The following is a 23,998-nucleotide window of genomic DNA, read 5'->3' on the forward strand; positions in this document are numbered from 1 at the left end:
AACTCGCTCATGACTTAGCCAGCTAAACCGGCAGTGTCAGGCGGGCATCGAGCCCGCCGCTTCGGCTCTTCTCCAACACCAGCGTCCCACCATACAGCGCCGCGATCTCCTGCGTGATCGGCAGGCCGAAGCCCGTCCCCGCAACGGTCTCATCGAGCCGTTCGCCGCGCTGCAATGCGCGCTCGGCGTCGTCGCTGCTCAATCCCGGGCCGTCGTCCGCGATGCCGATGATCGCGACGCTATCGGCAATCGCTCCGGTGATACGCACCTCGGAGCGTGCCCACTTGAAAGCATTGTCGAGCAAGTTACCCAGCATCTCGTCGGCATCCTGCGGGTCGCAGCGAACGCTCAGCGTCGGCGCGACATCGATCGTCACGCTCAGATCGCGATCCGCGTGGATGCGTTTCAGCATCCCGGTGAGGTCCGCGATCTTCGGCGCGAGCGGCACTGGCGCGAAGACGCCGCCCGTAATCGCCGCGCTGCGTGCGCGCCGCAGATGATGCTCGACGCGGCGGTTCATCAATGCGAGCAGCCGCTGATTCTCGCCGCCGTCATCGAGCCGTGCTGACAGCGCGGCGAGCGGCGTCTTCAAACCATGCGCGAGATTGGCGACATGCGCGCGGGCACGTGCGAGACGTTCGCGATTCTGCGCGAGTACCGCGTTGAGTTCGCTGACGATACCTTGCACTTCGGCGGGCTGCGGTTCGGGCAGGGCGGTCTCCGCGCCGGTGCGCACGTTTTTGAGCTGACCCGCGAGCCGTCGCAACGGCAAAAGGCCGAGCCACACCTGCAGCACCATCGCGGTGCCGAGCGCGAGCCCGAGACTCGCGAGCGCGATGATAAGCACGCGCCGCGCCTGGCGGAGCGGGCCATCGATCTCCGCGCGCGGCGCGGCGACCAGCAGCGCCACCGTGCCGGCCTCGTCCGGCAGAACGATATCGCGCTGGCGCAGCCGCAGTGGTTCGCCTCCGGGTCCGCGCGGGCCCATCAATCGCGCATCGCCGAGCGAGCGCGATGTAAGAACGCCGCCCGGACCTTCGGCTTGCCAGTACCAGCCGGACAGCACGCGATCATACGGCGCGACGTTGAGATCGCGTTTGAGCTGCGGCGCTTCGTTGGCGTCGAGATTGACCGCACCGGCGAGTGCGAGCAGTTGCGCATCCAGCCGCTGATCGATCTGCCGCTCGACGAACCGCGTCAGAATTCCGTTGATGACGAAACCGGCGACAATCAGCGCGGCGCAGAGAAACACCGCCGCCGCGACGAGCAGGCGGCGATTGAGTGAGCCGCTACGCTTCATCGCAGACGAGCCGATAGCCGAGCCCGCGCGCGGTCTCGATGCGGTCGCTGCCGATCTTGCGGCGCAGCCGCCCGACGATGACTTCGAGCGAATTGGAATCGGCGCCGCCGTCGCCGTCGTAGACGCGTTCGAACAACTCTTCGCGTTTCACGACGACGCCCTTGCGCAGCATCAGGCAGGAGAGGACGCGCAATTCGAGCGCGGTGAGCTTGAGCGGCAAGCCTTCGAACGAAAACGAACCGAGTTGGCTGTCGTAAGCGAGCGCGCCGCATGTCAGCACCGGCGTCGCGTGGCCGGCCGCACGGCGCGCGAGCGCACGCAGCCGCATAATGAGTTCGTCGACACGCACCGGCTTGACGAGATAGTCGTCGGCGCCGGCCTTGAAGCCTTCGACTTTGCTGGTCCAATCGTCGCGCGCGGTGAGCACCAGAACGGGCAGGGCGCGGTTCGCCTTGCGCCATTCGGAGAGGATCGTGAGGCCGTCTTTCTTCGGCAAGCCGAGATCAAGAACCGCCGCATCGTACGTCTCGGTCATGCCGAGATGCGCGCCGTCCTCGCCGTTTTTCGCCGAGTCGACGGCAAAACCTTCGGCGCTTAAGCGCCCGACAATTGCTTCGCGCAGCGACGCGTCATCCTCGACGACGAGAATTTTCACGATTTCGGCCGCCGGATATACGGGATGAGATTGTCGCCTTTGGCTTCAATGAACGCGCCCGTGTCGGCGTTGATCTTCACCTTGATGATCACGTTGTCGCGCGTCAGCAACTTGATCTCGTAGACCCAGATTTTAACGCCATCGTCGTCATCATCGTCGAGATCGACATCGACCACTTGGCCGTCGAAGCGCTCCTGCGCGCGCGCGGCGGCATCCGCCGTCGAAATCCGCGCTTCGGCCGGCGAGAAGGACACCGCAAGCGCCAAGACTCCGGCTACAACTGCGGCGATGAAGACCTTCTGCATCACGCTCCACATAAGCTACACCTAAACCGCCAAGCTGAACCGAACCTGAATCGCTGCGTTCAGTTGGCGTTGGCCACGCCCCGTTATGGTCCGACTATAGACCGATACGGAGGGTTACCCGATGGATTTACGCAGCTTGTCTTTGTCGATACTCGCCAGCGCAGCTTTGGCGGGTTACGCGTATTCGCAGACCCCGGGTCAACCGCCGATTCCGCCAGGAATCCAGGTTGGCCTGACGCAACTCGAGGGCGTCGTCCGCGAAATCTTCGGCAACAAATTCGTCCTCGAAGATGCGACGGGCCGCAAGCTCATCGAGACCGGCCCGCGCGGCTCGGAACTCGCCCGCGTGTCGGTTGGCGATAAGGTGAGCGTGGAGGTCACCCCGCGTGACGGGTTTTTTCATGCAGCCTCGATCACCCTCGCCAATGGTCAGCGTGTTGTTCTGGCTGGTGCTCCTCCGGCTCCTCGCGGCCGCGATGCCGCATATGACGAGCGTGGCGTCTTGGATGCGGTCCAGCGCGCCGGGTTCCGCGATGCGCGCGTCCAGGAAGTGAAGAAAAAGCACGTCGAGGTCGTCGCCGTCGATGCGAGCGGCAAGTCGTGGGAGCTGCACGTCGAATTCGACGGCCGCATCCGCAAGCAGGAAGCGCTGGTCGCAATGAACGACGCCGACGTGAAGGCGCTCATCGAACGCGCCGGCTACACCTACGGCGGATCGATGCGGCCGAAGAAGAAGCACATGGTGGTGACCGCGATCAACTCGCGCGGCGAACGCGTCGAGATCGACGTCCACCGCGACGGCACGATCAAGAAGGAGAAGCGGATCTTCTGATCAAGCTCCCGGCCGGCGTTCGACGAACGCCGAGCCGATCACCGAGTAGACGATATCGCCATGCTGGTTCGTACCAGTGTGGCGAACCGTCAAGAGACCCCAGCCCGGCCGCGATCCCGAGGGACGCGTTTCAAGTGCCTCCGTGTGATACGTGATCGTATCGCCGACATAGACCGGCTTGATCCACTTCAGTTCGCGCACGCCGGGTGACGGCCCCCACTGTGCGATTTTCACGCCGGCCGCTTTCGCTTCCGCCACCATGCGCTTGCGATCCTCGACGAGAAACCGCATGCAGAATGCGGCCGTGTGCCAGCCCGAAGCGCACAGCGCGCCGAAATGCGAATTCTCCGCTTCCTTCTCGTCGACGTGAAAGCGCTGCGGATCGTAAGCTTTCGCGAAGGTCTTGATCTCGTCCGCCGTGAAGGTGTGGCGGCCGGTTTCGCGCTTCGCGCCGATGACGATGTCCTCCAAATAGTACATCACGCGGCTCCCTTCTCGGGGTTCCGCAGCGCCATCATGCTCGGCACCGTCATCGTCATCACGACATCGCCGGCCTGATTGATCATCTCGTAGCTGATGGGAACGAAGCCCATATCGGGACGGCTCTTCGAGACGCGCTTTTCGCCGATCGTCCGCCGCAGCGTGAGGTCATCGCCCGGCCGAACCGGCTTGATCCACTTCACCTCGTCGACACCAGGCGCGCCAAGCGACGCGGAATCGAGCACGAACCAATCGCAGATCATGCGCATGAGCATCGCGCAGGTGCCCCAGCCGGATGCGGCGAGTCCGCCGAGCATCGAGTTGCGGCCGGCCTCTTCGTCGAGATGCATAGGCTGCGGATCGAACTGCGAGGCGAAATCGATGATCTCTTCGCGGGTGACGTGGCGCGGGCCGTAGGTGTCGACACTGCCGGGGATGAAGTCTTCGAAGTAGTATTTGGGCATAGGCGGAACTAAGCGTGGCCCCGCGCGAGCGTCAACTGCGCTGCCCGTAGCCCGGATGAAGCCGCGACGCTCTCGCGTCGCGCGAAATCCGGGATTGCGGCATTCTCGGTCCCGGATTTCGTTCGGCAATGCGCGCGCCGCGCGCCGCCTCACGTCATCCGGGCTACGGTCGCGGCTAATTCGCAAACCGGAAATGCATCACGTCGCCGTCCGCGACGATGTATTCCTTACCCTCGAGCCGCAGCTTGCCGGCATCGCGCGCGCCGGACTCGCCGCCGAGCTTCACGTAATCCGCATACGCGATCGTCTCGGCGCGGATGAAGCCCTTCTCGAAGTCCGTATGGATGACGCCCGCGGCCTGCGGCGCGCGCATGCCCTTGGTGATCGTCCAGGCGCGCGCTTCCTTCGGGCCCACCGTGAAATAGGTGAGGAGCCCGAGGAGATCGTAGCCCGCGCGGATCATGCGATTGAGGCCCGGTTCGGCGAGCCCGAGCGTTTCGAGAAACTCTTTGCGCTCCTCGTTCGGCAGGACCGCAATCTCCGACTCGATCTTCGCCGAAATAACGACGGACTTTGCGCCTTCCGCCTTCGCGCGCTCTTCGACTTTCGCCGACAGCGAATTGCCCTCCGCCGCAGCGCCCTCGTCGACATTGCAGACATAGAGCACCGGCTTCGCGGTCATCAGCGCGAGCGATTGGAACAGCTTTTCGTCTTCCTCGCGGCGTTCGGTCAGACGCGCGGGCTTGCCTTCGCGGAGCAGCGCGAGCGCGGCCTGCACGAGCGGGAGCGATTCTTTCGCTTCCTTGTCGTTGCCGCGAATGCGTTTCTGCAGCGGCTCGATGCGCTTCTCGAGGCTGTCCATATCGGCGAGCATCAGCTCGGTCTCGATCGTCTCGATATCGGCGGTCGGGTCGATCTTTCCTTCGACATGCGTCACGTCGCCGTCTTCGAAGCAGCGCACGACATGCACGATGGCATCGACTTCGCGAATGTTGGCGAGGAACTGATTGCCGAGGCCTTCACCCTTCGATGCGCCGCGCACGAGGCCAGCGATATCGACGAAGGTGAGCCGCGTCGGAATGATCTCGGCCGATTTGCCGAGCACCGCGAGCTGATCGAGACGCGGATCCGGCACCGCGACCTCGCCGACATTTGGCTCGATCGTGCAGAACGGATAATTCGCGGCTTGCGCCGCGGCCGTCTCGGTCAGCGCGTTGAACAAAGTGGATTTGCCGACATTCGGCAGTCCGACGATTCCGGCTTTGAAGCCCATGATGTGTCCGTCTCAGTCTGTCGGTTTGCCCGGTGCCTTCACGTCGCCAAATCCTTTGGCGTCCATCGCGAGGTGCACGCGGTTTTGGAAAGTCGAATCCTGACCCTTAGCCAAGATATTGGCGTTGTCGGCGACGATGTCGATCAGCGTCTCGACCCACGGCCGATCTGCTTTAGCGAAATCGCTCAGCACGTGATGCTGCACCAGCTCCTTCATGCCCGGATGCCCGATGCCGAAGCGCACGCGGCGATAGTCGTTGCCGCAATGCGCCGTTATCGAGCGCAGGCCGTTGTGTCCCGCATTGCCGCCGCCCGTCTTCACGCGAAGCTTGGAGGCCGGCAGATCGATTTCGTCGTAGAAGACGATGATGTCGGCAAGCTCGGTCTTGAAGAAGCGCGCGGCCTCCGCGACGGCGCGGCCCGACTCGTTCATGAATGTCTGTGGCTTCATGAGGAGATGGCGCTCGCCCGCGATTGTGCATTCGGCGGTGTCGGCCTGGAAGCGCTTGCGCCACGGCGAAGCGTTGTGGCGCCGCGCGATCGCGTCCACAGCCATGAAGCCAATGTTGTGACGGTTGCCGGCGTAACGGGCGCCGGGATTGCCGAGCCCGACAAAGAGCACGCCGACCTCTGCTGCGCGTTGAAGTGAAAGAGGCCGATCGTTGGACCGGCCTCTGGAAATTCAGACTTACTTCTTGTCGGCCGGCTTTTTCTCGGCCGGCTTCTTGTCGCCGCCGGCGGCAGGAGCTGCAGCCTTCTTGTCTCCACCCGCAGCACCAGCAGCCGGAGCAGCGCCCGCAGCCGGAGCAGCAGCAGCGTCCGCCGGGCCAGCCGCAGCAGCGGCGGCAGCAGCGCGCTGCTCTTCGATGACGCCGGACGGCGGCACGATGGTGACGAGCGTTGCGTCGCCGGCGAGCAGCGGACGAACGTTGTCCGGCAGTTTGATTTCGCTGAGATGCACCGAGTCCGTGATGTCGAGGTTCGACAGGTCGACTTCGATCGCTTCCGGGATCGCGTCGGCCGGGCAGCGCACGTCAATCGAGTGCGTCACGATGTTGACGGCACCACCGCGCTTCACGCCCGGAGAAACTTCGGCGTTGCGCACGTGAACCGGGATGCTGACGCGAATCTGCGCGCCTTCACCGAGACGCTGGAAGTCGACGTGGATCGGGAAATCCTTGACCGGGTCGAGCTGGTAGTCGCGCGGAATGACGCGATGCTTCTTGCCGTCGATGTCGAGGTCGTAAATCGTGGTCAGGAAGTGACCGGCGAAAATGCGCGACGTCAGCTCTTTGTAGTCGAGCGCAACGTTGAGCGGCTCTTTGTCGTCGCCGTAGATGGTGCCCGGTACCTGACCGGCGCGGCGCACTTCACGGGCGCCGCCTTTGCCGGCGCGCGCACGCGTGCTGGCTTTCATTTCTTTTACGTTCGCCTTAGCCATCGTCAAATCCTCAAGTTCCGGCGCTGGCGAAAAACGCCGCGCTAGGTCGCTGTCCGCAAAATCCCGAAATGCCTCGAAGGAGGCGCCGGAGGCGCCATCAGCGTCACGCCTCAATGAGGCGGCCACCGTTCTTCAGCACGCGGGGCGGCTTATAGCGGCGCAAGCGCGGATTGACAAGGAAATGAGGGGGTAAAATCCACCTAAAGCGGTACCCCGGCTCTCAGTCGTCATGGCCCGGCTTGCCCGGGCCATCCACGACTTATTTCGTGGCAGCCGCCGTTGAAACGTGGATGGCCCGCCTAAAGCGGGCCATGACGGAGTTCTGTCGTTGATTCAGTACCTTAGCCGCCGAGTTTCGCCTCAAGCGCCACAATCCGCGCCTTCAACGCATCGTTTTCCTCGCGGGCAAGGCGCGCCATTTCCTTAAAGGCCTCGAATTCCTCGCGCTGGACCACGTCCATATTGCGCAGAACCCGCTCGGCCTGGGTCTTCACCACGGTCTCGACCTCGCGGCGCACGCCGCTGGCGGCTCCGGCAGCGTCGTTCATCAGGCGCGCCATCTCGTCGAAGAGGCGGTTGCTGGTCTGGGTCATGGCTTATCCCTCATGGTGCCGGAACAACGGCGCGATCCCAAAATAGGTGCTTCGGCCGCCGACACAACGGGTGTGCTTGACTTAACGTGAACGCGCGACCATCCAGGGCGCAGATGCCGCCGCTCCTCATTTCGTTTCCCGAGATCGATCCGGTCCTGATTCAGCTCGGACCGCTGGCGATCCGCTGGTACGCGCTCGCTTATATCGCCGGCATTATGATTGGCTGGTGGTATGCGAAGCGCATCATCCGCTGGCCGCGCGCATGGGCCGGTGCTCCGCCGCCGCTGACGTCGCTCGACTTCGACGATTTCATCCTGTGGGTGACCTTCGGCATCATCCTCGGCGGCCGCATCGGCTACGTTTTCTTCTATGACCCGGCGCATTTCGCCGCCAACCCGATGGCGGCGTTCAAACTGTGGGAAGGCGGCATGTCCTTTCACGGCGGCTATCTCGGCTGCGTCGCTGCCGTTGTCGGTTTCTCGCTCTGGCGCAATCTGCCGATGCTCACGCTCGGCGACATCACCTGCGCGGTCGGGCCGATCGGTCTGTTCTTCGGCCGCATCGCGAACTTCATCAACGGCGAATTGTGGGGCCGTCCGACCGACGTCGCGTGGGCGATGATCTTCCCGCATGCCGGGCCGCTGCCGCGTCACCCGAGCCAGCTTTACGAAGCCGCGCTCGAAGGCGCGCTGCTCTTCGTCGTGCTGTTTCTTTGCGTGCGCGCCGGCGCGCTGCGCCGTCCGGGCTTGATCCTCGGTCTCTTCACGATGGGCTACGCGGTGACGCGCAGCTTCTGCGAGCTCTTCCGCGAACCGGATGCGCAGATCGGGTACCTCTGGGGCGGCATGACGCGCGGCATGCAATTGTCGTTCGCGATGTTCGCGATCGGTGTCGTCTTCACGCTCATTGCGCTGTTGCGCAAACCGCCGCTGAACGCGGCGGCAAAATCATGAGCGCCGCCCGCGATGCCTTGCGCCATATGATCGAAGCCGATGGTCCGCTCACAATCGCGGACTATATGGCGTTCTGTCTCACCGATCCGCAGCACGGCTACTATATGCGGCGCGATCCGTTCGGCCAGAAGGGTGATTTCACCACCGCGCCGGAAATCAGCCAGATGTTCGGCGAGCTCGTTGGACTCTGGGCCGCAAGCGTTTGGCTCGAAAGCGGCAGCACGCAGCCGCTCTGCATCGCTGAGCTGGGCCCCGGCCGCGGCACGCTGATGGCGGACGCGCTGCGCGCGATCGCGCAGGTACCGGTGCTCAACACGGTGCCGCCATCTGTGCATCTCGTCGAGGCGAGCCCGTTTCTGCGCAAGCATCAAGGCAAGTCGCTCGCGAAAACGTCCGCCGAGATCCATTGGCACGACGACATCGCCTCGCTGCCCGACACGCCGATGATCGTCATCGCGAACGAATTCTTCGACGCGCTGCCGATCCGCCAAGCCATGAAAGTCGAGAGCGGCTGGCACGAGCGCTGCGTCGGCCTCGACGACAAGGGCGAGTTGATTTTCGGGCTCGCGCCGCATGCTCTCAACATGGCGCTTCCGCCTTGGCTCGAACTCTCCGAACTCGGCGACACGTTCGAGTGGCGCGACCGCCGCGCCATCGAAGAGATCGCGCAGCTCATCGCATCGCGCGGCGGTGCGATGCTCGCGATCGACTACGGCCATCGCCGCTCCGGCTACGGCGATACGCTGCAAGCGGTGCAGAAACACACCTTCGTCAATGCGCTCGCTTCGCCGGGCGATGCCGACATCACGGCGCATGTCGACTTCGAGGCACTCGCCCGTGCCGCGGTGCGCAAGGGCGCGTCCGTCTTCGGCGCGATCGAGCAGGGCACCTTTCTCGAACGCCTCGGCATCACGCAGCGCGCCGAGCGTCTTCAAAAAACGGCGCCGAAATCCGCCGCCGCGGTTGCGGCAGCGTTGAGCCGCCTCACCGGTCGCGGCGAGGGCCAGATGGGCGGACTGTTCAAGGTGATGGCGCTGGCCGGTCCCACCGCAGTTGCGCTACCAGGGTTCGAGCCTGCGGATCGATTCGAAGGATGACCATGCAGACCGTCAAAGCCTCGTCGCTCGATGCCTTGCCGAATATCCGCCACGCCTTCTTCACGCGCGACGGCGGCGTCTCGACCGGTCTTTACCAGAGCCTCAATGCGGGTCTCGGCTCGCAGGACGATCTCGCTCAGGTCCTTGAAAATCGCCGGCGGATGGCGGCCGAGCTCGGCGTCGCGCCGGAGAATTTCGTCAGCTGCTACCAAATCCATTCGCCGGACGTGATCGTCGTCGACGAGCCCTGGACGCGCGAGAGCGCGCCGAAAGCCGATGCGCTCGTCACCAAGCGTCCGGGCATCGCCATCGGCGTTGCAACTGCAGATTGTGGCCCGATCCTCTTCGCCGATAGCGAAGCCGGCGTCGTCGGCGCCGCTCATTCGGGCTGGAAAGGCGCTGTCACGGGCGTTGCCGAGGCGACACTTGCCGCGATGGAGAAGCTCGGCGCCGACCGCGCCCGTATCCGCGTCGCCCTCGGCCCGATGATTCGCCAGCCGAACTATGAGGTCGGCCCAGAATTCGTCACCCGCCTCGGCGACGAGGGCCCGCCGTTCCTCAGGCCCTCGGCACGCGACGGCCACATGATGTTCGACCTGCCGGGCTATATCCGCATGCGCCTCAAGCGGGCGGGCATCGCGCAGGTCGAAGACACCGGCCTCTGCACTTACGCCGAGCCGGAGCGTTTCTTCAGCTACCGCCGCTCGACCCATCGGCAGGAGCCCGACTACGGCCGCCACATCAACGCCATCGCGCTCGCGGGCTGAGCCGGAAGCGAGCCAAAAAGACACAGCCAGGCGCGCATTAATCCAGCCTGAAATTCCTTCTGTAGAACCGTTCTGGCGTTGTTGCTCGGGGCCGATCGGCTTGATAAACCCCCGCCGTCGGTCAAGTAGAACGCCGTTGCGGGCCGAGGCGCGCCGGAACGTGCAGTTTGGAGAATAAAATGTCAGCCAAGAATGGCGCCATCAAGCTCGTGGCTGGCAACTCGAACCGGGCTCTGTCCGAAGCGATCGCGGCCTATCTCGCGGTGCCGCTGACCCAGGCGACTGTCCGCCGCTTCGCCGACATGGAAATCTTCGTCGAGATCCAAGAAAACGTCCGCGGTTCGGACGTTTTCATTCTGCAGTCGACATCGTTCCCCGCCAACGACCACTTGATGGAATTGCTCATCATCACGGATGCGCTGCGCCGCGCTTCGGCCCGCCGCATCACGGCGGTGCTGCCGTATTTTGGCTACGCGCGTCAGGACCGCAAAGTCGGTGGACGCACGCCGATCTCCGCGAAGCTCGTCGCCAACCTCATCACGCATTCGGGTGTCGACCGCGTCATGACGGTCGATCTGCACGCCGCGCAGATTCAAGGCTTCTTCGATATCCCGACCGATAACCTGTACGCTTCGCCCGTGATGGTGCGTGACCTGAAGGAACGTTACGACCTCAAGCGCACGACCGTCGTGTCGCCGGACGTCGGCGGCGTCGTGCGCGCGCGTGGCTTCTCGAAGCGTATCGATGCGCCGCTCGCCATCATCGACAAACGCCGCGAACGCGCCGGCGAATCCGAAGTCATGAACGTCATCGGTGACGTCGAAGGCCGCGACTGCGTCCTCATCGACGACATCGTCGACTCGGGCGGCACGCTGGTGAATGCTGCCGATGCGTTGCTGAAAAACGGCGCATTGTCTGTTTCGGCTTACATCACGCACGGCGTGCTCTCTGGCGGTGCGGTCGCGCGCGTCACCGCGTCGAAGCTGAAAGAACTCGTCATCACGGATTCGATCCAGCCGACCGAAGCCGTGCGCGTTGCGCGCAACATCCGCGTGCTCTCGATCGCGACGCTGATGGGGCAGGCGATCGGCCGCACCGCGTCCGAAGAGTCGGTGTCAAGCCTGTTTGACTAAGATCTTCAGCGTCATGGCCCGCATGAAGCGGGCCATGACGCTGAGATGTTCGTCTCTTTGATATTGCATAGCTGACATATCGACTGACCTAACAATCGTTAGATTGCGGATAGCCGCGAAAGTCGGCTAGCGTTCCTTCGAAGCCCTCGGAACCAACAGAGGGCGCTGGAGGAATACGAGATGAAGCTCCCCGTCGTCCGTTTGTTGATGGCGTCCGCCGCGTTGCTCGCGTTGACGCCCGCCGCTCAAGCACAAGACGCACAAGGCATTTCGCGCGAACGTCTCGCCCGCATCGCCCCTGTGATGAAGCAGGAAGTCGAGAAGGGCACATTCCCAGGTGCCATCACGCTGATCGCGCGCAACGGCAAGGTCGTGCATGTCGAGACGCACGGTTTCCAGGATGCCGCGAAGACGAAACCGATGAAGCGCGACACCATCTTCCGCATGGCGTCGATGACGAAGCCGATGACGACGGCCGCCGCGATGATGCTGGTCGAGCAGGGCGTCTTCAAGATCGAAGATCCAATCTCGAACCTGCTGCCCGAACTCAAAGACCTGAAAGTCGAGACGAAGAAAGCCGACGGCTCGACCGAGGACGTGACGGCGCGCCCGATCACGATCCAGGATCTGATGCGTCACACGTCGGGGCTTTTCTACGCGGCGCCGCCGCCGTCCGAGCGTCTCGCCAAAGCCTACAACGACGCCAACATCGAAGCGCGCCAGGAAGACATCGCGGCCGACGAAATGCTCAAGCGTCTCGGCGGCATTCCGCTCGCGCATCAACCGGGCACGAACTTCCATTACTCGATCTCGACCGACATCCTCGGTTTGCTGCTCGAGCGAGCGACGAAGAAGCCGCTCTCGCAAGTGCTCGACGAGATGCTGATCAAGCCGCTCGGCATGAAAGACACTGCGTTCTGGGTGCCGGCCGAGAAGAAGGCGCGCCTCGCCGAAGTCACCGACGGCGATCCCGCGAAGCCCGGCTCACTGCGTTACTGCCTCGACGAAGCGACGATCAAGAAGAGCTACTTCAAGGGCGGCGCCGGTCTCTGCTCGACGATCGACGACTACTACAAATTCGCGCAGATGGTTGCGAATGGCGGCGAGTTCGGCGGCAAGCGCTATCTCTCGAAGAAGACCGTCGAGTTCATGCTCAGCGATCATCTGATCGGCATGGGCGGCTCGACCTCCGCGTCGACCGGCCCGGGCTACGGCTTCGGCCTCGGCTTCGCGGTGCGCCGTCAGGACGGCTTCGGCTGGACCGCAGGCTCGACCGGCGATGCGATGTGGGCCGGCGCTTTCGGCACGATGTTCACCATCGATCCGCGTGAGAAGATCGTTGCGATCCAACTCTCGCAGGGCGCGACGACGCGCATCCGCAGCCGCATGCTGTTCAAGAATCTCGTCTACGGCGCGATCGTGAAGTAGGGCGCTGTCGCTGGCATCTTCGCCATAGCCCTGTCAGGGCCGTGACGACAGAGAGTCGGTCGTGCGGCGTAACAGCACGTAGCCCGGATGAGCGTCGCGCATCGCGCGCGCGCGACATCCGGGTCCTGCATCGACGTCGAGCGCCGCTCCCGGATATCGCTTCGGCTATGCCTCGCTCATCCGGCCTACACACTGTCGCCTCACCACCCACAGGTCGTCATCCCGGCCAAGCGATTAGCCCGAAGGGCTTATCGCGCGAGCCGGGACCCACGACTCCCTGCGGTGCGAGAAGGCGACGCGCGCCAAGGCAAACCGATCACAGGGATACGTGGGTCCCGGATAGCCTTGCTTGCTGTGCAAGCGCGGCTTCCGGGATGACGCCGGAGGGTGCAGAATGGCAATTTCCAGAAAATATTCCTTGACATAAATTCCTATATCCCTCATATCAACCCCACACCGGCGCGAGGGGATGTCTTCCGGAGACAGACCGTTAGGCAGCCGGTGGACGGCACCTGCGGCTGAGCTTGTGACTCAGTCCCGGGCGGTTGGGAGACATGGGCCGCCTGGCACTAAGACCAGGCGTCCGACGGTGGACCGGGCGGAAATCGGGACACTTTCGGGCTTTGGGCAATACCCACCGCAAGCGCGTCGGCGTTGCGTATGCCGCCGGTCGCGTGGAGAGCCGTGCGGAGCGCCGGTTGGCGTAGCGTCCCCCAAGGGACGCTGCCGTATCCGCGAGATACGGCTCGCATCGTTTCGCGCCCGCCGGCGCTCCGCTCCCCTCATCTTTTCGAGGAGAGCATCTCGCAAACCTCGGGGCGTCATCGCTCGCGAGAATGCACCGGGCTGAGCAGATTGTTTCGACGCTTCGCCTTGCTCTCGGCTGTCATCCCGGCCAAGCGAGCGCGTCGCGTGAGCGACCGGTCGCGCGAGCCGGGATCCACGTTTCCCTGTCGATCGATGCGGCTCTCGGCGCCGAGGCATCAACGATCACAGGGCTACGTGGATCCCGGACAGCCGCGCCGCTCCGCGACACGGCTTCCGGGATGACGGCAGAGTGTGGGGCGTGTGGAGACAAAGGACAGCAGCGCATCCGACACGGCGTAAACGCTATTGCACAACATTGAGTCAAACGGTCGCACACTGATGTGTGGACGACTCAACCACGTGAATTGCGCGAATGGCGCAAATCACGGCCAATGCAATGCAACGAGACTCTAGCGGTCGGACTCGAACTCGCTATAGTCGAATCACCGAGTGATTCGGGCCACTTAGCGGGCCTGCTCACGGCGGAGCAGCGGTGAGGCCACCGTTGCTCCGTACCACCGCGCACGTGGAGGCGGCATGTCTTTGGTGGACGTTACCGAGCAGCGGGAGTCGCATCCCGTTGACGTCGTCGAACACCTTGCGGCGATTAAGGACTGGGCGTTCGATCGCTCCGGCGCTGACGAGATCTCGATCTCGATCGCGGGTCGCTGGACCGACTATCACCTCTCTTTCACCTGGATGGATGAGATCGAATCGCTGCATCTCGCATGCGCCTTCGATTGCCGTGTGCCGGAGCGCCGACGCGCCGAAGTGCTGGCGATGATCGCGCAGGTCAACGAGCAGCTCTGGATCGGTCACTTCGATCTCTGGAGCCGGGACGGCGTGATCATGTTCCGCCACTCCATCATGCTGCCGGACGGCATCGAGCCGTCGCGCCGGCAATGCGAGCTTTCGATGGAAGCCGCGCTCGACGCATGCGAGCGTTACTACCAAGCCTTCCAGTTCGTCGTCTGGGCCGGCAAGTCGGCGCGCGAGGCGATCGACTCCGCGATGTTCGAGACGGCCGGCGAGGCTTGAAGCTTCGCCGCTGCCCCGTGCTATGCTGCGCGGCATGGAAACGCTGAAGACTTTCAAGGGCACGATTGCGCTCATCGGCGCCGGCAATATGGGCGGCGCGATGCTGCGCGGCTGGGTCGAGCTCGGCCTTGACCCCAAGCACGTGATGGCGGTCGATCCCCAGCCTTCGCCGGATGTCGCCGCGCTCAAAGCGAAAGGCCTTCGCATCAATGCGCCGCCGGTCGAGCCGGTCGACGTCATGCTGCTCGCCATCAAGCCGCAGGTCGCCGGCGAAGCGATCAACATGCTGCATCAGATGGTCGGCCCCGACACGCTCATGATCTCAATCATGGCCGGCAAGACAATCAAGTTCATCGACGATTGCTTGCCGGGCGAACAGTCGATCGTGCGGGCGATGCCGAATACGCCGGCCGCGATCGGTCGCGGCATTTCGGTCGCGGTCGCCAACGCACGCGTCACGAAGCAGCAGCGCGCGCTCGCGGATGCTTTGCTCAAGGCAGCAGGTCTTGTCGAATGGGTCGACGACGAAGGCATGATCGACGCGGTCACCGCGGTCTCGGGTTCCGGCCCGGCTTACGTCTTCCTCCTCGCCGAGACGATGGCGGCGGCGGGCGCCAAAGCGGGTCTGCCGGCGGATCTCGCGATGAGGCTCGCTCGCGCGACGGTGGCGGGCTCGGGCGAACTCATGCAGCGCTCCGATCTTGAGACCGCGCAACTGCGCCAGAATGTGACATCGCCGGGCGGCACCACGGCGGCCGCGCTCGATGTATTGATGGCGAAGGACGGTATGGCGCCGCTGCTGGACCGCGCCATTGCGGCTGCGGCGAAACGCGCGAAGCAACTCGCCAAATAGGCAACTTGTGGCAGTGCCGTCGCGTTGACCCCTGGAACCGCCACATTGCGGTTCTTAAGTCTCGGATAGGTTCCGCGATACCCGCGAGGTGGACGATGGCGAAGAAATCTCAACCCAGCCCGGCCGATGCGAGCGCAACGCCGCCATCCGGCGCGACCGATCGCGAAAAAATCATCGCGGCGTTTCTCGATCTTGTCGCCGAAGGTTCCTTCGTACGCGTCGATTTCAGCGCGATCTCGGAACGCGCCGGGGTCCCGCTCGACCGCTGCCGCGCCGAATTCAATTCACCGATGTCGGTGCTCTCCGGTTTCGTGAAAGACATTGATCGCCGCGTCCTCGCCGGCATTGACGTTGATATGGCGGAAGAGCCGCCGCGCGAGCGCCTGTTCGACATCCTGATGCGCCGTCTCGAAATCATGGCGCCGCACCGGGAGGCGATGCGCTCGCTGCTGCGCACCGCGCGCAGCAATCCGCCGCTGGCGATCGCGCTCAACGGCCTTGCGGTTCGCTCGCAAGCCTGGATGCTCACCGCTGCCGGCATCTCCACCGCCGGCCTCCGTGGCGCCGTCCGCGCCCAGGGCCTCACGGGTCTCTATGCCGAAGTGCTCAAAACGTGGGTCGATGATGACGATCCGGGTTTGGCGCGCACGCTCGCCATCCTCGATCGCCAACTTGCGCGTGGCGAGCGTTGGACGAAGCGCCTCGATCAGGTTGCGCGCTGCTTGCCGAATCCCAGCAAATTCGGCCGCTGGCGCGCGCGGGATCGCCGCCGCGACGATCGCGATGAACAAGTGGCCGTTTAAACCGGAACGCGGATCGCGGCCCGCAGGCCGCCCTTGGGGCTGTCCGCCAGCGTAATGTCGCCGCCGTGTGAGCGCGCTATATCGCGCGCGATGGCCAGGCCGAGCCCCGTCCCCCCCTGGTCCTGATTGCGCGCATTATCGAGCCGCAAAAACGGCTTGAACACTTCTTCGCGCATCTCGGCTGGGATACCGGGTCCGTTGTCGTCGACCGTCACGGTGAGATAGCGATGGTCGCGATGCCCCGTGATGACGATGTCCTTGGCAAACCGCGACGCATTCGAGACGAGATTTCCGACGCAACGTGCAAAGGCATCCGGCTTCAGCGTCACCATCGGTTCGCCGTAGAACAAGCTCGTCACGTTGTGTCCGCTGCGCTCGGCGCCGCTCGCGAGCTGCTCGAGCAATTTGCCGACATCGGTCGCCTGCGACTGTTCGCCCGAATCGCCGCGCGCGAACGCGAGATAATCTTCGAGCATGCGCTCCATTTCGTTGACGTCGCTGCGCATCGCATCGATCTCGGGACCTTCGCCGAGCAGCGCGAGTTCGAGTTTGAAGCGCGTCAGCAACGTCCGCAGATCGTGCGAGACGCCGGCGAGCATCGTCGTGCGTTGATCGACGGTGCGCTCGATGCGCCGCTTCATCTCGATGAAGGCGAGGCTCGCGCGCCGAACCTCCGTCGCGCCGCGCGGCTTGAAGCTCGGCACTTCGCGGCCTTTGCCGAAACTTTCGGCGGCATCCGCGAGCTGCAGGATCGGCTTGATCTGATTGCGCAGAAACAGGATCGCGACGCCGAGCAACACGAGCGATGTTGCGACCATCCACACCATGAAGATATGCGAGTTCGACGCATAGGCGGCGTTGCGTGGCGCGAACACGCGCATCACCGTGTTGTCGAGCTTGATGCGGATCTCGACGAGGTTCGATTGTCCGACGGTGTCGATCCAAAATGGCTTGCGAATTTTGCGGCCGAGTTCGTTGGTCAGCGTGTGATCGAGCAGCGAGAAGAAAGGCCGTGGCGATTGCGCCGGCAATTCGGCGCCCGGCAGGAAATCGATCGTCAGCTCGAAACGGTCGCGTGCGATGCGCTTGATGCGCGTCTCGTCGGCACCTTTCGCGACATCCTGATAAACATCGATCATCGCGCCGATGTCCTGCACGACCGACGCCGATAGCTTGCGCGTCACCGAGTTCCAGTGCCGCTCGAGGAACACGAAGGCGACGACCGATTGCAGCGCGACCATCGGCACGATGATGATCAGCAGTGAGCGGGCATAAAGCCCTTTCGGCATTCGGCCCTTGATCGCACCGGTAATGCGCGCCCAGAGCTGACGAACTCGCCCGAGCAACGTCTGCGTGGCCGGGAGTTCGACGCTCGTCATGTCGTGATCATCAGGCGATAGCCGATGCCGCGCACAGTCTGCACGATCAGCGGATTAGCGGGGTCGCGCTCGATCTTGCGGCGCAGGCGATTGATCTGCACGTCGACCGCGCGCTCGTTGATCGAGGAATTTCCGGCGAGTGCCAGTCGCGGCACGACCTCGCCTTGCTGTTCGGCGAGGATGCGCATCATCTCGCGCTCGCGGTCCGTGAGGTGGATGACGCGGTCGCCTTGGCGCAATTCTTCGCGCCCGACATGGAAGACGAATTCGCCGAATGCGACCTGTTCGCGCGCCGGCCCTGCTTTCGTCTGCGCCCGCTTGAGAATATTAGCGATCCGCAGCGATAGCTCGCGCGGCTCGAACGGCTTCGGAACGTAGTCGTCGGCGCCGATTTCGAGACCTTGAATGCGATCGTTGCTGTCGGAGCGCGCCGTGAGCATCAGGATCGGCACCGCCGAATTCTCGCGGATCGATCGCGCGAGGTCGAAGCCGGATTCGCCCGGCATCATCACGTCGAGAATCAGCAGATCGAAGCGCAGATTTTCGAGACGCGCCCGCGCTTGCGTCGCGTTCTCGGCGGTCGATACACGGAAGCCTACATTGCTGAGATAGCGCGACAACAGATCGCGAATACGCCGGTCGTCGTCGACCAGCAGCAGATGCGGTGCGTCGTCGGTGAGCGGCGTCTTTTCGGCCACGCTGCCTCCCGTCATTCGGTGCCTGTCGGGCTCTGGATGAGCCTCTGCGCATCCGCGCGCGCATCGCGATCGATCATCGCGGCGAGGAAACGCCGCGCGGCTTCGTCATCACCCGGCGCGATCTCGGCAAGCGCGCGTGTAATACGCTCGGTCTGCAGCCCGGCGAGATCGAGCGCTAGCGTCGAACCTTTGGCGGTGACGTAGAGCAAACGCTGCCGGCGATCCTGCGGGCCTTCGCGCTGCTCGACGTAGCCTTGATCGATCAACTGCTTGAGCACGCGGCCGAGCGATTGCTTGGTGATGCGCAGAATGTCCAAGAGTTCGGCGACCGTCATGCCGGGATTGCGGTTTACGAAATGCACCACGCGATGATGCGCGCGCCCGAACCCGAATTTTGCGAGGACGTCATCGGGATCGCCGACGAAGTCGCGATAGGCGAAAAACAACAGCTCAATGATGTCCCAGCGCGGCTGAGGAGCCTCGCGCGATGGCGCGACTGGCGCGGCAGATTTGGCAACCGAATTCATGTGTCCTGATTATGTCAGCCGTGTTGACATATTTTACGCCGTCCGGTGTTCCGGGTTCAAGGCGGGTGTCTGGTCGATAGGATATCGGGAGTTTCACTGGGAGGCAAAAAGCGACAGTCAGCCCTGTGTCAGCCCGAGCCTTTCGCGATTCACCCAGCGCCACACCATTATGACCGCGACAACCGCGAGGCTCGTTGCCAGCGCGATCCAGATACCGACTCCGCCGAGGCCGCTCCAGAAGCCGAGTGCGAGGCAGAGCGGCAATCCCATCACCCAATAGCCGAACGCAGCGATCAGCATCGGCATGCGCGTGTCGCGCAAACCACGCAGCGCGCCGGCCGCGACGACTTGCGCGCCATCGGCGATTTGGAACACGCCGGCGAAGAACAAGAACGACGCCGCCATCGTCGCGACCGCGAGGTTCGCCGGGTTCGTCGTGTCGATAAACGCGGCGGTCAAAATTCCCGGCATCGTCATCATTGTGACGCAGGTGATGCTCATAAAGCCGAGGCTGAGCGCAAAAGCTGTCCAGCCCGCGCGCGCGATCCCCTCCGTATCCTTCGCACCGTAAGCGCGCCCGACGCGCACCGTCGCGGCTTGGCTGAGCCCCATCGGCACCATGAAGGTTGCGGCCGCGATCTGGATCGCAATCGCATGCGCGGCGGCTTCGGTGACGCCGATGCGCCCCATCATGAAAACCGCGGCGTTGAAGATTGTGATCTCGAACGCCATCGTCACGCCGATCGGCAGACCGAGGCGCCAGAGTTCGGCAAGGCGCGGCCAGTCGGGCCGCCACCAGCGGCCGAACAAGCGATAGCGGCGGAAGCGCTTGTGATAGCTCACGACGACGCACATCGCGCCGAGCAGGAAGAAGTTCGACAGCGTCGTCGCTATGCCGGAGCCGGTGAGGCCGAGCGCCGGAAAGCCGAGATGTCCGAACACCAGAACCCAGTTCGCAACCACGTTGAACACGATGGCGGCGAGCGTGACGAGCAGCGCCCACATCGGCCGCTCCAGCGCGGCGACGAACGAACGCAACACGACGAAGACCAGAAACGGCAACACCGACCACATGATCGCGCGCACGAACGGCTGCGCGGCGGCTGCGAGCTCCGGCTTCTGGCCGAGCAGCAGCAAGATCGCTTCCGTGTTCCACAGGATGATCCACGTTGGGATCGCGATGAAAACGCAGATCCACAAACCTTGGCGGAAGGTCCGGCGCAGATCGCGCACCGAGAAGCGATTGCGGCCAAGCTCGTTCGCCATCATCGGCGCGGTCGCGCTCGCAACGCCGATGCCGAAGATCAGCACTGCGAAGAAGAGGTTCACGCCGATAGCGGCGGCCGCGAGGGATTCGGCGCCGAGACGGCCGATGAAGAGAAGGTCGGTGGTGCCGAGCGCGATCTGCGCGAGGTTCGTCGCGACCAGCGGTGCGCCAAGCCACAGCGTCGCCTTCAGCTCGGCCGTCCAAGCCGAGCGTGCGCTATCATTCGCGTAGCTGATGGCACTCATCGCAATAACTCATCATGCCGGAGCGACCGAAACCGTCAGCAATTTGGGCTGCTGCGATTCGGCCGTAACAGTTTTCAATTAGCGGCGGCGCATGAAACGTTTGCGAAGCAAAGCGGCGCGGCCGAGGAGCGGCTTATATTGCGCCGAAGCATGGCGAATGAAAGACGCTACGTCCAGCGCTCGGCGGCCTCGTCATCCGCGTCCGTGGCGTCGACCCAGCGGTCGCCGTCGGAACGCTCTTCGCGCTTCCAGAACGGCGCTTTGGTTTTCAGATAGTCCATCAGGAAATTCGCTGCCGCGAAGGCGTCTTCGCGATGCGACGATGCCGTGACGACGAGCACGATTGGATCGCCGGGTTCGAAGCGGCCGTAGCGATGCACGACCGTGACGCCGAGCAACTTCCATCGCTTCTGAGCTTCTGCGACGTGACCCTCGATCTCTTCCTCGGCCATGCCGGGGTAATGTTCGAGCGTCATCGCACGCACGGTGTCGTCGCCTTCGATGCCGCGGCAAACGCCAGTGAACGTTACGACGGCGCCGACGTCATGACGGCCTTTCGACAGCGCATCGGATTCCGCGCTCGCGTCGAACGGCTCGCGCTGGATGCGCACCGTCATCGCGTCAGCCGCCCGTCATCGGTGGGAAAAAGGCGATCTCGCGCGCGCCCGCAATCGCGACGTCGTGTTTGACGTGCTTGCGGTCGATCGCAACACGCACGACTTTCGGATTTTCGAAAGCGTGCGCGTATTCGTCGCCGCGCTGCGTCAGCCAATCGATCAATTCGCCGGCCGTGCGCACGTCTTGCGGCAAGGCGATATCTTCATCGGTCTTGCCGATGCGCTCACGCAGCCATGCGAAATAGAGAACGCGCAACGCCTCAGTCCTCGATCAGGTGCTTGCCGGCAGCGCGCGCATAATCCCAGCCCGTGTAGAGCGTGAGGATTGCGGCAAGCCACAGCAGCATGAGGCCGACGTCGGTGTTGTACGGAAAGACTTTGTCGCCCGCTTCGCCGGCGACCAGGAAGCCGACCGCAACAAGTTGCGCGACCGTCTTCCATTTTGCGAGTTGCGAGACCGGAACGCGAACGTGCAGTTCGGCAAGATGCTCGCGCAAACCGGAAACGAGAATCTCGCGGCACAGAATGATGAGGCCCGCGATCAGCGTCCAGCCGACGATCGTGCCGTCGGCAGCGAGCATCATCAGACAGGAGGCGACGAGCAGCTTGTCGGCAATCGGGTCGAGCATGCGGCCGAGGGCAGACGTCTGCTCCCAGGCGCGTGCGATATAGCCGTCGAGATAGTCCGTCAGTGCCGCGATCGTATAGATCGCCAGCGCGACCCAGCGCAGCCAGATGCCGCCCTGAAAGACGTGCGAATACAGCATGCAGCCGATCACCAGCGGCACCGCGGCGATACGGCCGAAGGTCAGAAGATTGGCCAGGGAGAATGTGCGGCTTCCCGGCCGGGGCGTGGCGATGGTCATGGTCTGAAGGAAACCTAAGCGGGTGAGGGCGTCAACCGAAGCTTCATGAAATTCTCGTCACGGATACGAGACTTGGCAAAAACGGGATGCTCCTAACCCGTGCCGGCGGGGCGATTGGCCCCTCCGTCATGGAAGAAGTCATAGATCTTGCGGGCCGTTTCGGCATTGATGCCGGGCACGTTGGCGAGATCGGCGGCCGAGGCGCGTTCGATCGCCTTCAGGGTACCGAAGTGATGCAGCAGGGCGCGTTTGCGCGTCGGCCCGATACCGGGGATTTCCTGCAAGCCCCCCTCGCGGAGGCCCTTGGCGCGCTTCTGGCGGTGCGAGCCGATGGCAAAACGATGCGCTTCGTCGCGCAGGCGCTGGACGAAGTAGAGGACGGGGTCGCGCGGCGGTAGCCGAAAGGCTTGGCGGCCCGGCTGAAAGAAGCTTTCGCGCCCGGCATCGCGGTCCACGCCCTTGGCGATCGCGATCAGCGGAACATCGACGATACCGAGTTCCGCGAAAGTCTCGCGTGCCGCCGTGAGCTGCCCGAGGCCGCCGTCGATCATCACCAGATCCGGCCACGGCGAATCCGGCGCCGCGTCGTCGTCCTCGACGGCCTGTGGATGGATCACGGGCGCGACGTCGCCGGCGATGTCCTCGACTGGCACAGCCGGCGCGGCGCGCGGCGCTTCGTCGATCAGGCGTTTGAAGCGGCGCGTCAGGACTTCGCGCATCATCCCGTAGTCGTCGCCGGGCGTCAGCGTCGTCGAGCGAATGTTGAACTTGCGATACTGGTCTTTGCGGAAGCCTTCGCGGCCCGCGACGATCATCGCGCCGAGCGCATTGGTGCCTTGGATATGGCTGTTATCGTAAACCTCGATGCGCTTCGGAATATCTGGCAGCGCAAACGCCTGCGCCATCGCCTGCAACAAACGAAGCTGCGACGATGACTCTGCGAGCTTGCGCGCCAGCGCCTCGCGGCCGTTGGCGAGCGCGTGATCGACGAGTTCTTTCTTCTCGCCGCGCTGCGGCACCGAAACCTCGACCTTCACTTCGCTCTTCACCGACAACGCTTCGGCAAGAAGTGCTTGATCTTCCAGCGCATGCGAAACGAGCACGAGCCGCGGGCACGGCTTGTCGTCGTAGAATTGCGCGATGAAGGCGCTCAGCACTGCGCCAGGTTCAAGCGCGCGGTCGGCGCGCGGGAAGTAGGCGCGGTTGCCCCAGTTCTGACCCGTCCGGAAGAAGAAGACCTCGATGCAGGTGAAGCCGCCTTGCTGATGAATCGCGAAGACGTCGGCCTCGTTTGTCGCGCGTGGATTGATGCCCTGCTGCGCTTGAACGGCGGACAACGCGGCAAGACGGTCGCGATAAATCGCGGCGCGTTCGTAATCCATCGCCTCGGCGGCCGCCTGCATGTCGGTTGCGAGGTGCTCCTTCACGGCCTGACTGCGGCCGGACAGAAACGCCGTCGCTTCGCCGACAAGCGCGCCGTAGTCGTCGCGCGAAATTTCGTCCGTGCACGGCGCCGAACAGCGTTTGATCTGATGCAAGAGACACGGCCGCGTGCGGCTATCGAATACGGCGTCCGAGCACGACCGCAGAAGGAACGCGCGCTGCAGTGTCGTGATCGTGCGGCCGACCGAACCCGCCGACGCGAACGGCCCGAAATACGCGCCGGGCGTGCTGCGCGCGCCGCGATGCTTCACGATCTGCGCCGGCCGCTCTTCTTTTGTGATGAGAATATACGGGAACGACTTGTCGTCCCGCATCAGCACGTTGAAGCGCGGGCGCAATCGCTTGATGAGATTCGCTTCGAGCAGCAGCGCTTCGGTTTCGGTATGTGTCGAGACGAACTCGACGCTCGCGATCGATGCGATCATGCGGCTAATGCGGCCGTCATGGCCCGGCCGCAGATAGTTCGTGACGCGCTTGCGGATATTCTTCGCTTTGCCGACGTAAAGCACTTCGCCGGCCGCATCGATCATGCGGTAGACGCCGGGTGCCGACGGCGCGAGTTTGACGTAACGCGCCAGCGCCGCATGGCCGGCCGCGACGCCTTCCGGGCTGACGAGATCGAAGGCTTCCGTCTGCTCCTCGGGGAGCGACGCCTCTTCGTCCTTTTCGTCCGGCTCGATGCCCGGTTCGATGTCTTTCGGCCGATTCATATTCGCTTAGGTAAGCCTTCGCGGC

General features: G+C 63.7%; 26 protein-coding genes. 9 read left to right on the plus strand and 17 right to left on the minus strand.

The window, feature by feature from the left end; translation table 11 throughout:
- Positions 1-22: 22 nt before the first annotated feature.
- The 3 genes from GJW30_RS08725 to GJW30_RS08735 are packed head-to-tail and all read right to left on the minus strand — an operon-like array spanning position 23 to position 2,260.
- Positions 23-1,300: a sensor histidine kinase gene (locus GJW30_RS08725; RefSeq protein ID WP_096354297.1), complete on the minus strand. Its 1,278-nt coding sequence runs from the start codon at positions 1,298-1,300 to the stop codon at positions 23-25.
- A complete protein-coding gene (locus GJW30_RS08730; RefSeq protein ID WP_096354299.1) occupies positions 1,290-1,955 on the minus strand; it encodes a response regulator in 666 nt (221 codons plus the stop codon). The genes GJW30_RS08725 and GJW30_RS08730 overlap by 11 nt, the downstream gene beginning before the upstream one ends.
- On the minus strand, positions 1,952-2,260 hold the full coding sequence (locus GJW30_RS08735) for a PepSY domain-containing protein (RefSeq protein ID WP_157746715.1): 309 nt from the start codon (positions 2,258-2,260) through the stop codon (positions 1,952-1,954). Before GJW30_RS08735 ends, GJW30_RS08730 begins: the two co-directional genes overlap by 4 nt.
- A gap of 121 nt (positions 2,261-2,381) precedes the next feature.
- Between GJW30_RS08735 and GJW30_RS08740 the strand changes: the two genes are divergently transcribed.
- Positions 2,382-3,092 (plus strand): DNA-binding protein, encoded by a 711-nt coding sequence (locus tag GJW30_RS08740; protein ID WP_130364817.1) that lies wholly within the window; start codon positions 2,382-2,384, stop codon positions 3,090-3,092.
- Here GJW30_RS08740 and GJW30_RS08745 read toward each other — a convergent pair whose 3' ends face one another.
- From GJW30_RS08745 to GJW30_RS08770, 6 genes are all read right to left on the minus strand, one after another.
- Positions 3,093-3,572: a MaoC family dehydratase gene (locus tag GJW30_RS08745; RefSeq protein WP_096354307.1), complete on the minus strand. Its 480-nt coding sequence runs from the start codon at positions 3,570-3,572 to the stop codon at positions 3,093-3,095.
- Positions 3,572-4,036: a MaoC family dehydratase gene (locus tag GJW30_RS08750; protein WP_096354309.1), complete on the minus strand. Its 465-nt coding sequence runs from the start codon at positions 4,034-4,036 to the stop codon at positions 3,572-3,574. The genes GJW30_RS08745 and GJW30_RS08750 overlap by 1 nt, the downstream gene beginning before the upstream one ends.
- A gap of 175 nt (positions 4,037-4,211) precedes the next feature.
- Positions 4,212-5,309 (minus strand): redox-regulated ATPase YchF, encoded by a 1,098-nt coding sequence (gene ychF / locus GJW30_RS08755; RefSeq protein ID WP_096354311.1) that lies wholly within the window; start codon positions 5,307-5,309, stop codon positions 4,212-4,214.
- 12 nt (positions 5,310-5,321) lie between these two features.
- Entirely contained in the window at positions 5,322-5,930 is a 609-nt protein-coding gene (gene pth / locus GJW30_RS08760; RefSeq protein ID WP_096354313.1) for an aminoacyl-tRNA hydrolase, read from the minus strand.
- Positions 5,931-5,996: 66 nt separating this feature from the next.
- Positions 5,997-6,749, minus strand: coding sequence for a 50S ribosomal protein L25/general stress protein Ctc (locus tag GJW30_RS08765; RefSeq protein WP_096354316.1), 753 nt, complete (start codon positions 6,747-6,749; stop codon positions 5,997-5,999).
- A 341-nt stretch (positions 6,750-7,090) separates the two neighbouring features.
- Positions 7,091-7,342, minus strand: coding sequence for an accessory factor UbiK family protein (locus GJW30_RS08770; protein WP_096354319.1), 252 nt, complete (start codon positions 7,340-7,342; stop codon positions 7,091-7,093).
- Between the two features lie 113 nt (positions 7,343-7,455).
- Between GJW30_RS08770 and lgt the strand changes: the two genes are divergently transcribed.
- From lgt to GJW30_RS08810, 8 genes are all read left to right on the plus strand, one after another.
- Positions 7,456-8,295 carry a prolipoprotein diacylglyceryl transferase gene (gene lgt / locus GJW30_RS08775; RefSeq protein WP_096354322.1) on the plus strand — a complete coding sequence of 280 codons (840 nt, stop codon included), beginning with the start codon at positions 7,456-7,458 and terminating at the stop codon, positions 8,293-8,295.
- Positions 8,292-9,392 carry a class I SAM-dependent methyltransferase gene (locus GJW30_RS08780; RefSeq protein WP_096354324.1) on the plus strand — a complete coding sequence of 367 codons (1,101 nt, stop codon included), beginning with the start codon at positions 8,292-8,294 and terminating at the stop codon, positions 9,390-9,392. Before lgt ends, GJW30_RS08780 begins: the two co-directional genes overlap by 4 nt.
- 2 nt (positions 9,393-9,394) lie before the next feature.
- Positions 9,395-10,159, plus strand: coding sequence for a peptidoglycan editing factor PgeF (pgeF, locus tag GJW30_RS08785; RefSeq protein ID WP_096354326.1), 765 nt, complete (start codon positions 9,395-9,397; stop codon positions 10,157-10,159).
- Between the two features lie 179 nt (positions 10,160-10,338).
- Positions 10,339-11,292, plus strand: coding sequence for a ribose-phosphate pyrophosphokinase (locus tag GJW30_RS08790; RefSeq protein WP_096358741.1), 954 nt, complete (start codon positions 10,339-10,341; stop codon positions 11,290-11,292).
- A 180-nt stretch (positions 11,293-11,472) separates the two neighbouring features.
- On the plus strand, positions 11,473-12,720 hold the full coding sequence (locus GJW30_RS08795) for a serine hydrolase domain-containing protein (protein ID WP_096354328.1): 1,248 nt from the start codon (positions 11,473-11,475) through the stop codon (positions 12,718-12,720).
- A 1,344-nt stretch (positions 12,721-14,064) separates the two neighbouring features.
- A complete protein-coding gene (locus tag GJW30_RS08800; protein ID WP_096354331.1) occupies positions 14,065-14,565 on the plus strand; it encodes a type III secretion system chaperone family protein in 501 nt (166 codons plus the stop codon).
- A gap of 34 nt (positions 14,566-14,599) precedes the next feature.
- On the plus strand, positions 14,600-15,418 hold the full coding sequence (gene proC, locus GJW30_RS08805; RefSeq protein WP_245408699.1) for a pyrroline-5-carboxylate reductase: 819 nt from the start codon (positions 14,600-14,602) through the stop codon (positions 15,416-15,418).
- A gap of 95 nt (positions 15,419-15,513) precedes the next feature.
- Positions 15,514-16,221 (plus strand): TetR family transcriptional regulator, encoded by a 708-nt coding sequence (locus tag GJW30_RS08810; RefSeq protein ID WP_096354335.1) that lies wholly within the window; start codon positions 15,514-15,516, stop codon positions 16,219-16,221.
- Here the strand turns inward: GJW30_RS08810 and GJW30_RS08815 are convergent.
- The 8 genes from GJW30_RS08815 to uvrC form a co-directional block, all read right to left on the minus strand.
- Positions 16,218-17,600 (minus strand): ATP-binding protein, encoded by a 1,383-nt coding sequence (locus tag GJW30_RS08815; protein WP_096354337.1) that lies wholly within the window; start codon positions 17,598-17,600, stop codon positions 16,218-16,220. The two genes, GJW30_RS08810 and GJW30_RS08815, sit on opposite strands and share 4 nt — an antisense overlap.
- On the minus strand, positions 17,597-18,313 hold the full coding sequence (locus tag GJW30_RS08820; protein ID WP_096354340.1) for a response regulator: 717 nt from the start codon (positions 18,311-18,313) through the stop codon (positions 17,597-17,599). The genes GJW30_RS08815 and GJW30_RS08820 overlap by 4 nt, the downstream gene beginning before the upstream one ends.
- Positions 18,310-18,825, minus strand: coding sequence for a MarR family winged helix-turn-helix transcriptional regulator (locus GJW30_RS08825; RefSeq protein WP_096354343.1), 516 nt, complete (start codon positions 18,823-18,825; stop codon positions 18,310-18,312). The genes GJW30_RS08820 and GJW30_RS08825 overlap by 4 nt, the downstream gene beginning before the upstream one ends.
- Before the next feature lie 117 nt (positions 18,826-18,942).
- Positions 18,943-20,337 carry an MATE family efflux transporter gene (locus GJW30_RS08830; protein ID WP_096354346.1) on the minus strand — a complete coding sequence of 465 codons (1,395 nt, stop codon included), beginning with the start codon at positions 20,335-20,337 and terminating at the stop codon, positions 18,943-18,945.
- Positions 20,338-20,504: 167 nt separating this feature from the next.
- The gene (locus GJW30_RS08835) at positions 20,505-20,954 is read right to left on the minus strand and encodes a molybdenum cofactor biosynthesis protein MoaE (RefSeq protein WP_096354349.1); all 450 of its coding nucleotides are present in this window, start codon (positions 20,952-20,954) and stop codon (positions 20,505-20,507) included.
- A gap of 4 nt (positions 20,955-20,958) precedes the next feature.
- The gene (gene moaD / locus GJW30_RS08840) at positions 20,959-21,210 is read right to left on the minus strand and encodes a molybdopterin converting factor subunit 1 (protein ID WP_096354352.1); all 252 of its coding nucleotides are present in this window, start codon (positions 21,208-21,210) and stop codon (positions 20,959-20,961) included.
- Between the two features lie 4 nt (positions 21,211-21,214).
- The gene (gene pgsA / locus GJW30_RS08845) at positions 21,215-21,820 is read right to left on the minus strand and encodes a CDP-diacylglycerol--glycerol-3-phosphate 3-phosphatidyltransferase (protein ID WP_096354354.1); all 606 of its coding nucleotides are present in this window, start codon (positions 21,818-21,820) and stop codon (positions 21,215-21,217) included.
- A 92-nt stretch (positions 21,821-21,912) separates the two neighbouring features.
- Positions 21,913-23,973 carry an excinuclease ABC subunit UvrC gene (gene uvrC / locus GJW30_RS08850; protein ID WP_096354357.1) on the minus strand — a complete coding sequence of 687 codons (2,061 nt, stop codon included), beginning with the start codon at positions 23,971-23,973 and terminating at the stop codon, positions 21,913-21,915.
- Positions 23,974-23,998 lie beyond the last annotated feature (25 nt).

Origin of the sequence: Variibacter gotjawalensis (assembly GCF_002355335.1) — a bacterium.
GTDB lineage: Bacteria > Pseudomonadota > Alphaproteobacteria > Rhizobiales > Xanthobacteraceae > Variibacter > Variibacter gotjawalensis.

What these genes read in the sequence shown, in the direction of transcription:
- GJW30_RS08725 (WP_096354297.1), bottom strand. Translation starts at nt 1,300, where the DNA reads ATGAAGCGTAGCGGCTCACTCAATCGCCGCCTGCTCGTCGCGGCGGCG.
- GJW30_RS08735 (WP_157746715.1), bottom strand. Translation starts at nt 2,260, where the DNA reads ATGCAGAAGGTCTTCATCGCCGCAGTTGTAGCCGGAGTCTTGGCGCTT.
- GJW30_RS08740 (WP_130364817.1), top strand. Translation starts at nt 2,382, where the DNA reads ATGGATTTACGCAGCTTGTCTTTGTCGATACTCGCCAGCGCAGCTTTG.
- GJW30_RS08745 (WP_096354307.1), bottom strand. Translation starts at nt 3,572, where the DNA reads ATGTACTATTTGGAGGACATCGTCATCGGCGCGAAGCGCGAAACCGGC.
- GJW30_RS08750 (WP_096354309.1), bottom strand. Translation starts at nt 4,036, where the DNA reads ATGCCCAAATACTACTTCGAAGACTTCATCCCCGGCAGTGTCGACACC.
- ychF (WP_096354311.1), bottom strand. Translation starts at nt 5,309, where the DNA reads ATGGGCTTCAAAGCCGGAATCGTCGGACTGCCGAATGTCGGCAAATCC.
- GJW30_RS08765 (WP_096354316.1), bottom strand. Translation starts at nt 6,749, where the DNA reads ATGGCTAAGGCGAACGTAAAAGAAATGAAAGCCAGCACGCGTGCGCGC.
- GJW30_RS08770 (WP_096354319.1), bottom strand. Translation starts at nt 7,342, where the DNA reads ATGACCCAGACCAGCAACCGCCTCTTCGACGAGATGGCGCGCCTGATG.
- lgt (WP_096354322.1), top strand. Translation starts at nt 7,456, where the DNA reads ATGCCGCCGCTCCTCATTTCGTTTCCCGAGATCGATCCGGTCCTGATT.
- GJW30_RS08780 (WP_096354324.1), top strand. Translation starts at nt 8,292, where the DNA reads ATGAGCGCCGCCCGCGATGCCTTGCGCCATATGATCGAAGCCGATGGT.
- pgeF (WP_096354326.1), top strand. Translation starts at nt 9,395, where the DNA reads ATGCAGACCGTCAAAGCCTCGTCGCTCGATGCCTTGCCGAATATCCGC.
- GJW30_RS08790 (WP_096358741.1), top strand. Translation starts at nt 10,339, where the DNA reads ATGTCAGCCAAGAATGGCGCCATCAAGCTCGTGGCTGGCAACTCGAAC.
- GJW30_RS08795 (WP_096354328.1), top strand. Translation starts at nt 11,473, where the DNA reads ATGAAGCTCCCCGTCGTCCGTTTGTTGATGGCGTCCGCCGCGTTGCTC.
- GJW30_RS08800 (WP_096354331.1), top strand. Translation starts at nt 14,065, where the DNA reads ATGTCTTTGGTGGACGTTACCGAGCAGCGGGAGTCGCATCCCGTTGAC.
- proC (WP_245408699.1), top strand. Translation starts at nt 14,600, where the DNA reads ATGGAAACGCTGAAGACTTTCAAGGGCACGATTGCGCTCATCGGCGCC.
- GJW30_RS08810 (WP_096354335.1), top strand. Translation starts at nt 15,514, where the DNA reads ATGGCGAAGAAATCTCAACCCAGCCCGGCCGATGCGAGCGCAACGCCG.
- GJW30_RS08815 (WP_096354337.1), bottom strand. Translation starts at nt 17,600, where the DNA reads ATGACGAGCGTCGAACTCCCGGCCACGCAGACGTTGCTCGGGCGAGTT.
- GJW30_RS08820 (WP_096354340.1), bottom strand. Translation starts at nt 18,313, where the DNA reads ATGACGGGAGGCAGCGTGGCCGAAAAGACGCCGCTCACCGACGACGCA.
- GJW30_RS08825 (WP_096354343.1), bottom strand. Translation starts at nt 18,825, where the DNA reads ATGAATTCGGTTGCCAAATCTGCCGCGCCAGTCGCGCCATCGCGCGAG.
- GJW30_RS08830 (WP_096354346.1), bottom strand. Translation starts at nt 20,337, where the DNA reads ATGAGTGCCATCAGCTACGCGAATGATAGCGCACGCTCGGCTTGGACG.
- GJW30_RS08835 (WP_096354349.1), bottom strand. Translation starts at nt 20,954, where the DNA reads ATGACGGTGCGCATCCAGCGCGAGCCGTTCGACGCGAGCGCGGAATCC.
- pgsA (WP_096354354.1), bottom strand. Translation starts at nt 21,820, where the DNA reads ATGACCATCGCCACGCCCCGGCCGGGAAGCCGCACATTCTCCCTGGCC.
- uvrC (WP_096354357.1), bottom strand. Translation starts at nt 23,973, where the DNA reads ATGAATCGGCCGAAAGACATCGAACCGGGCATCGAGCCGGACGAAAAG.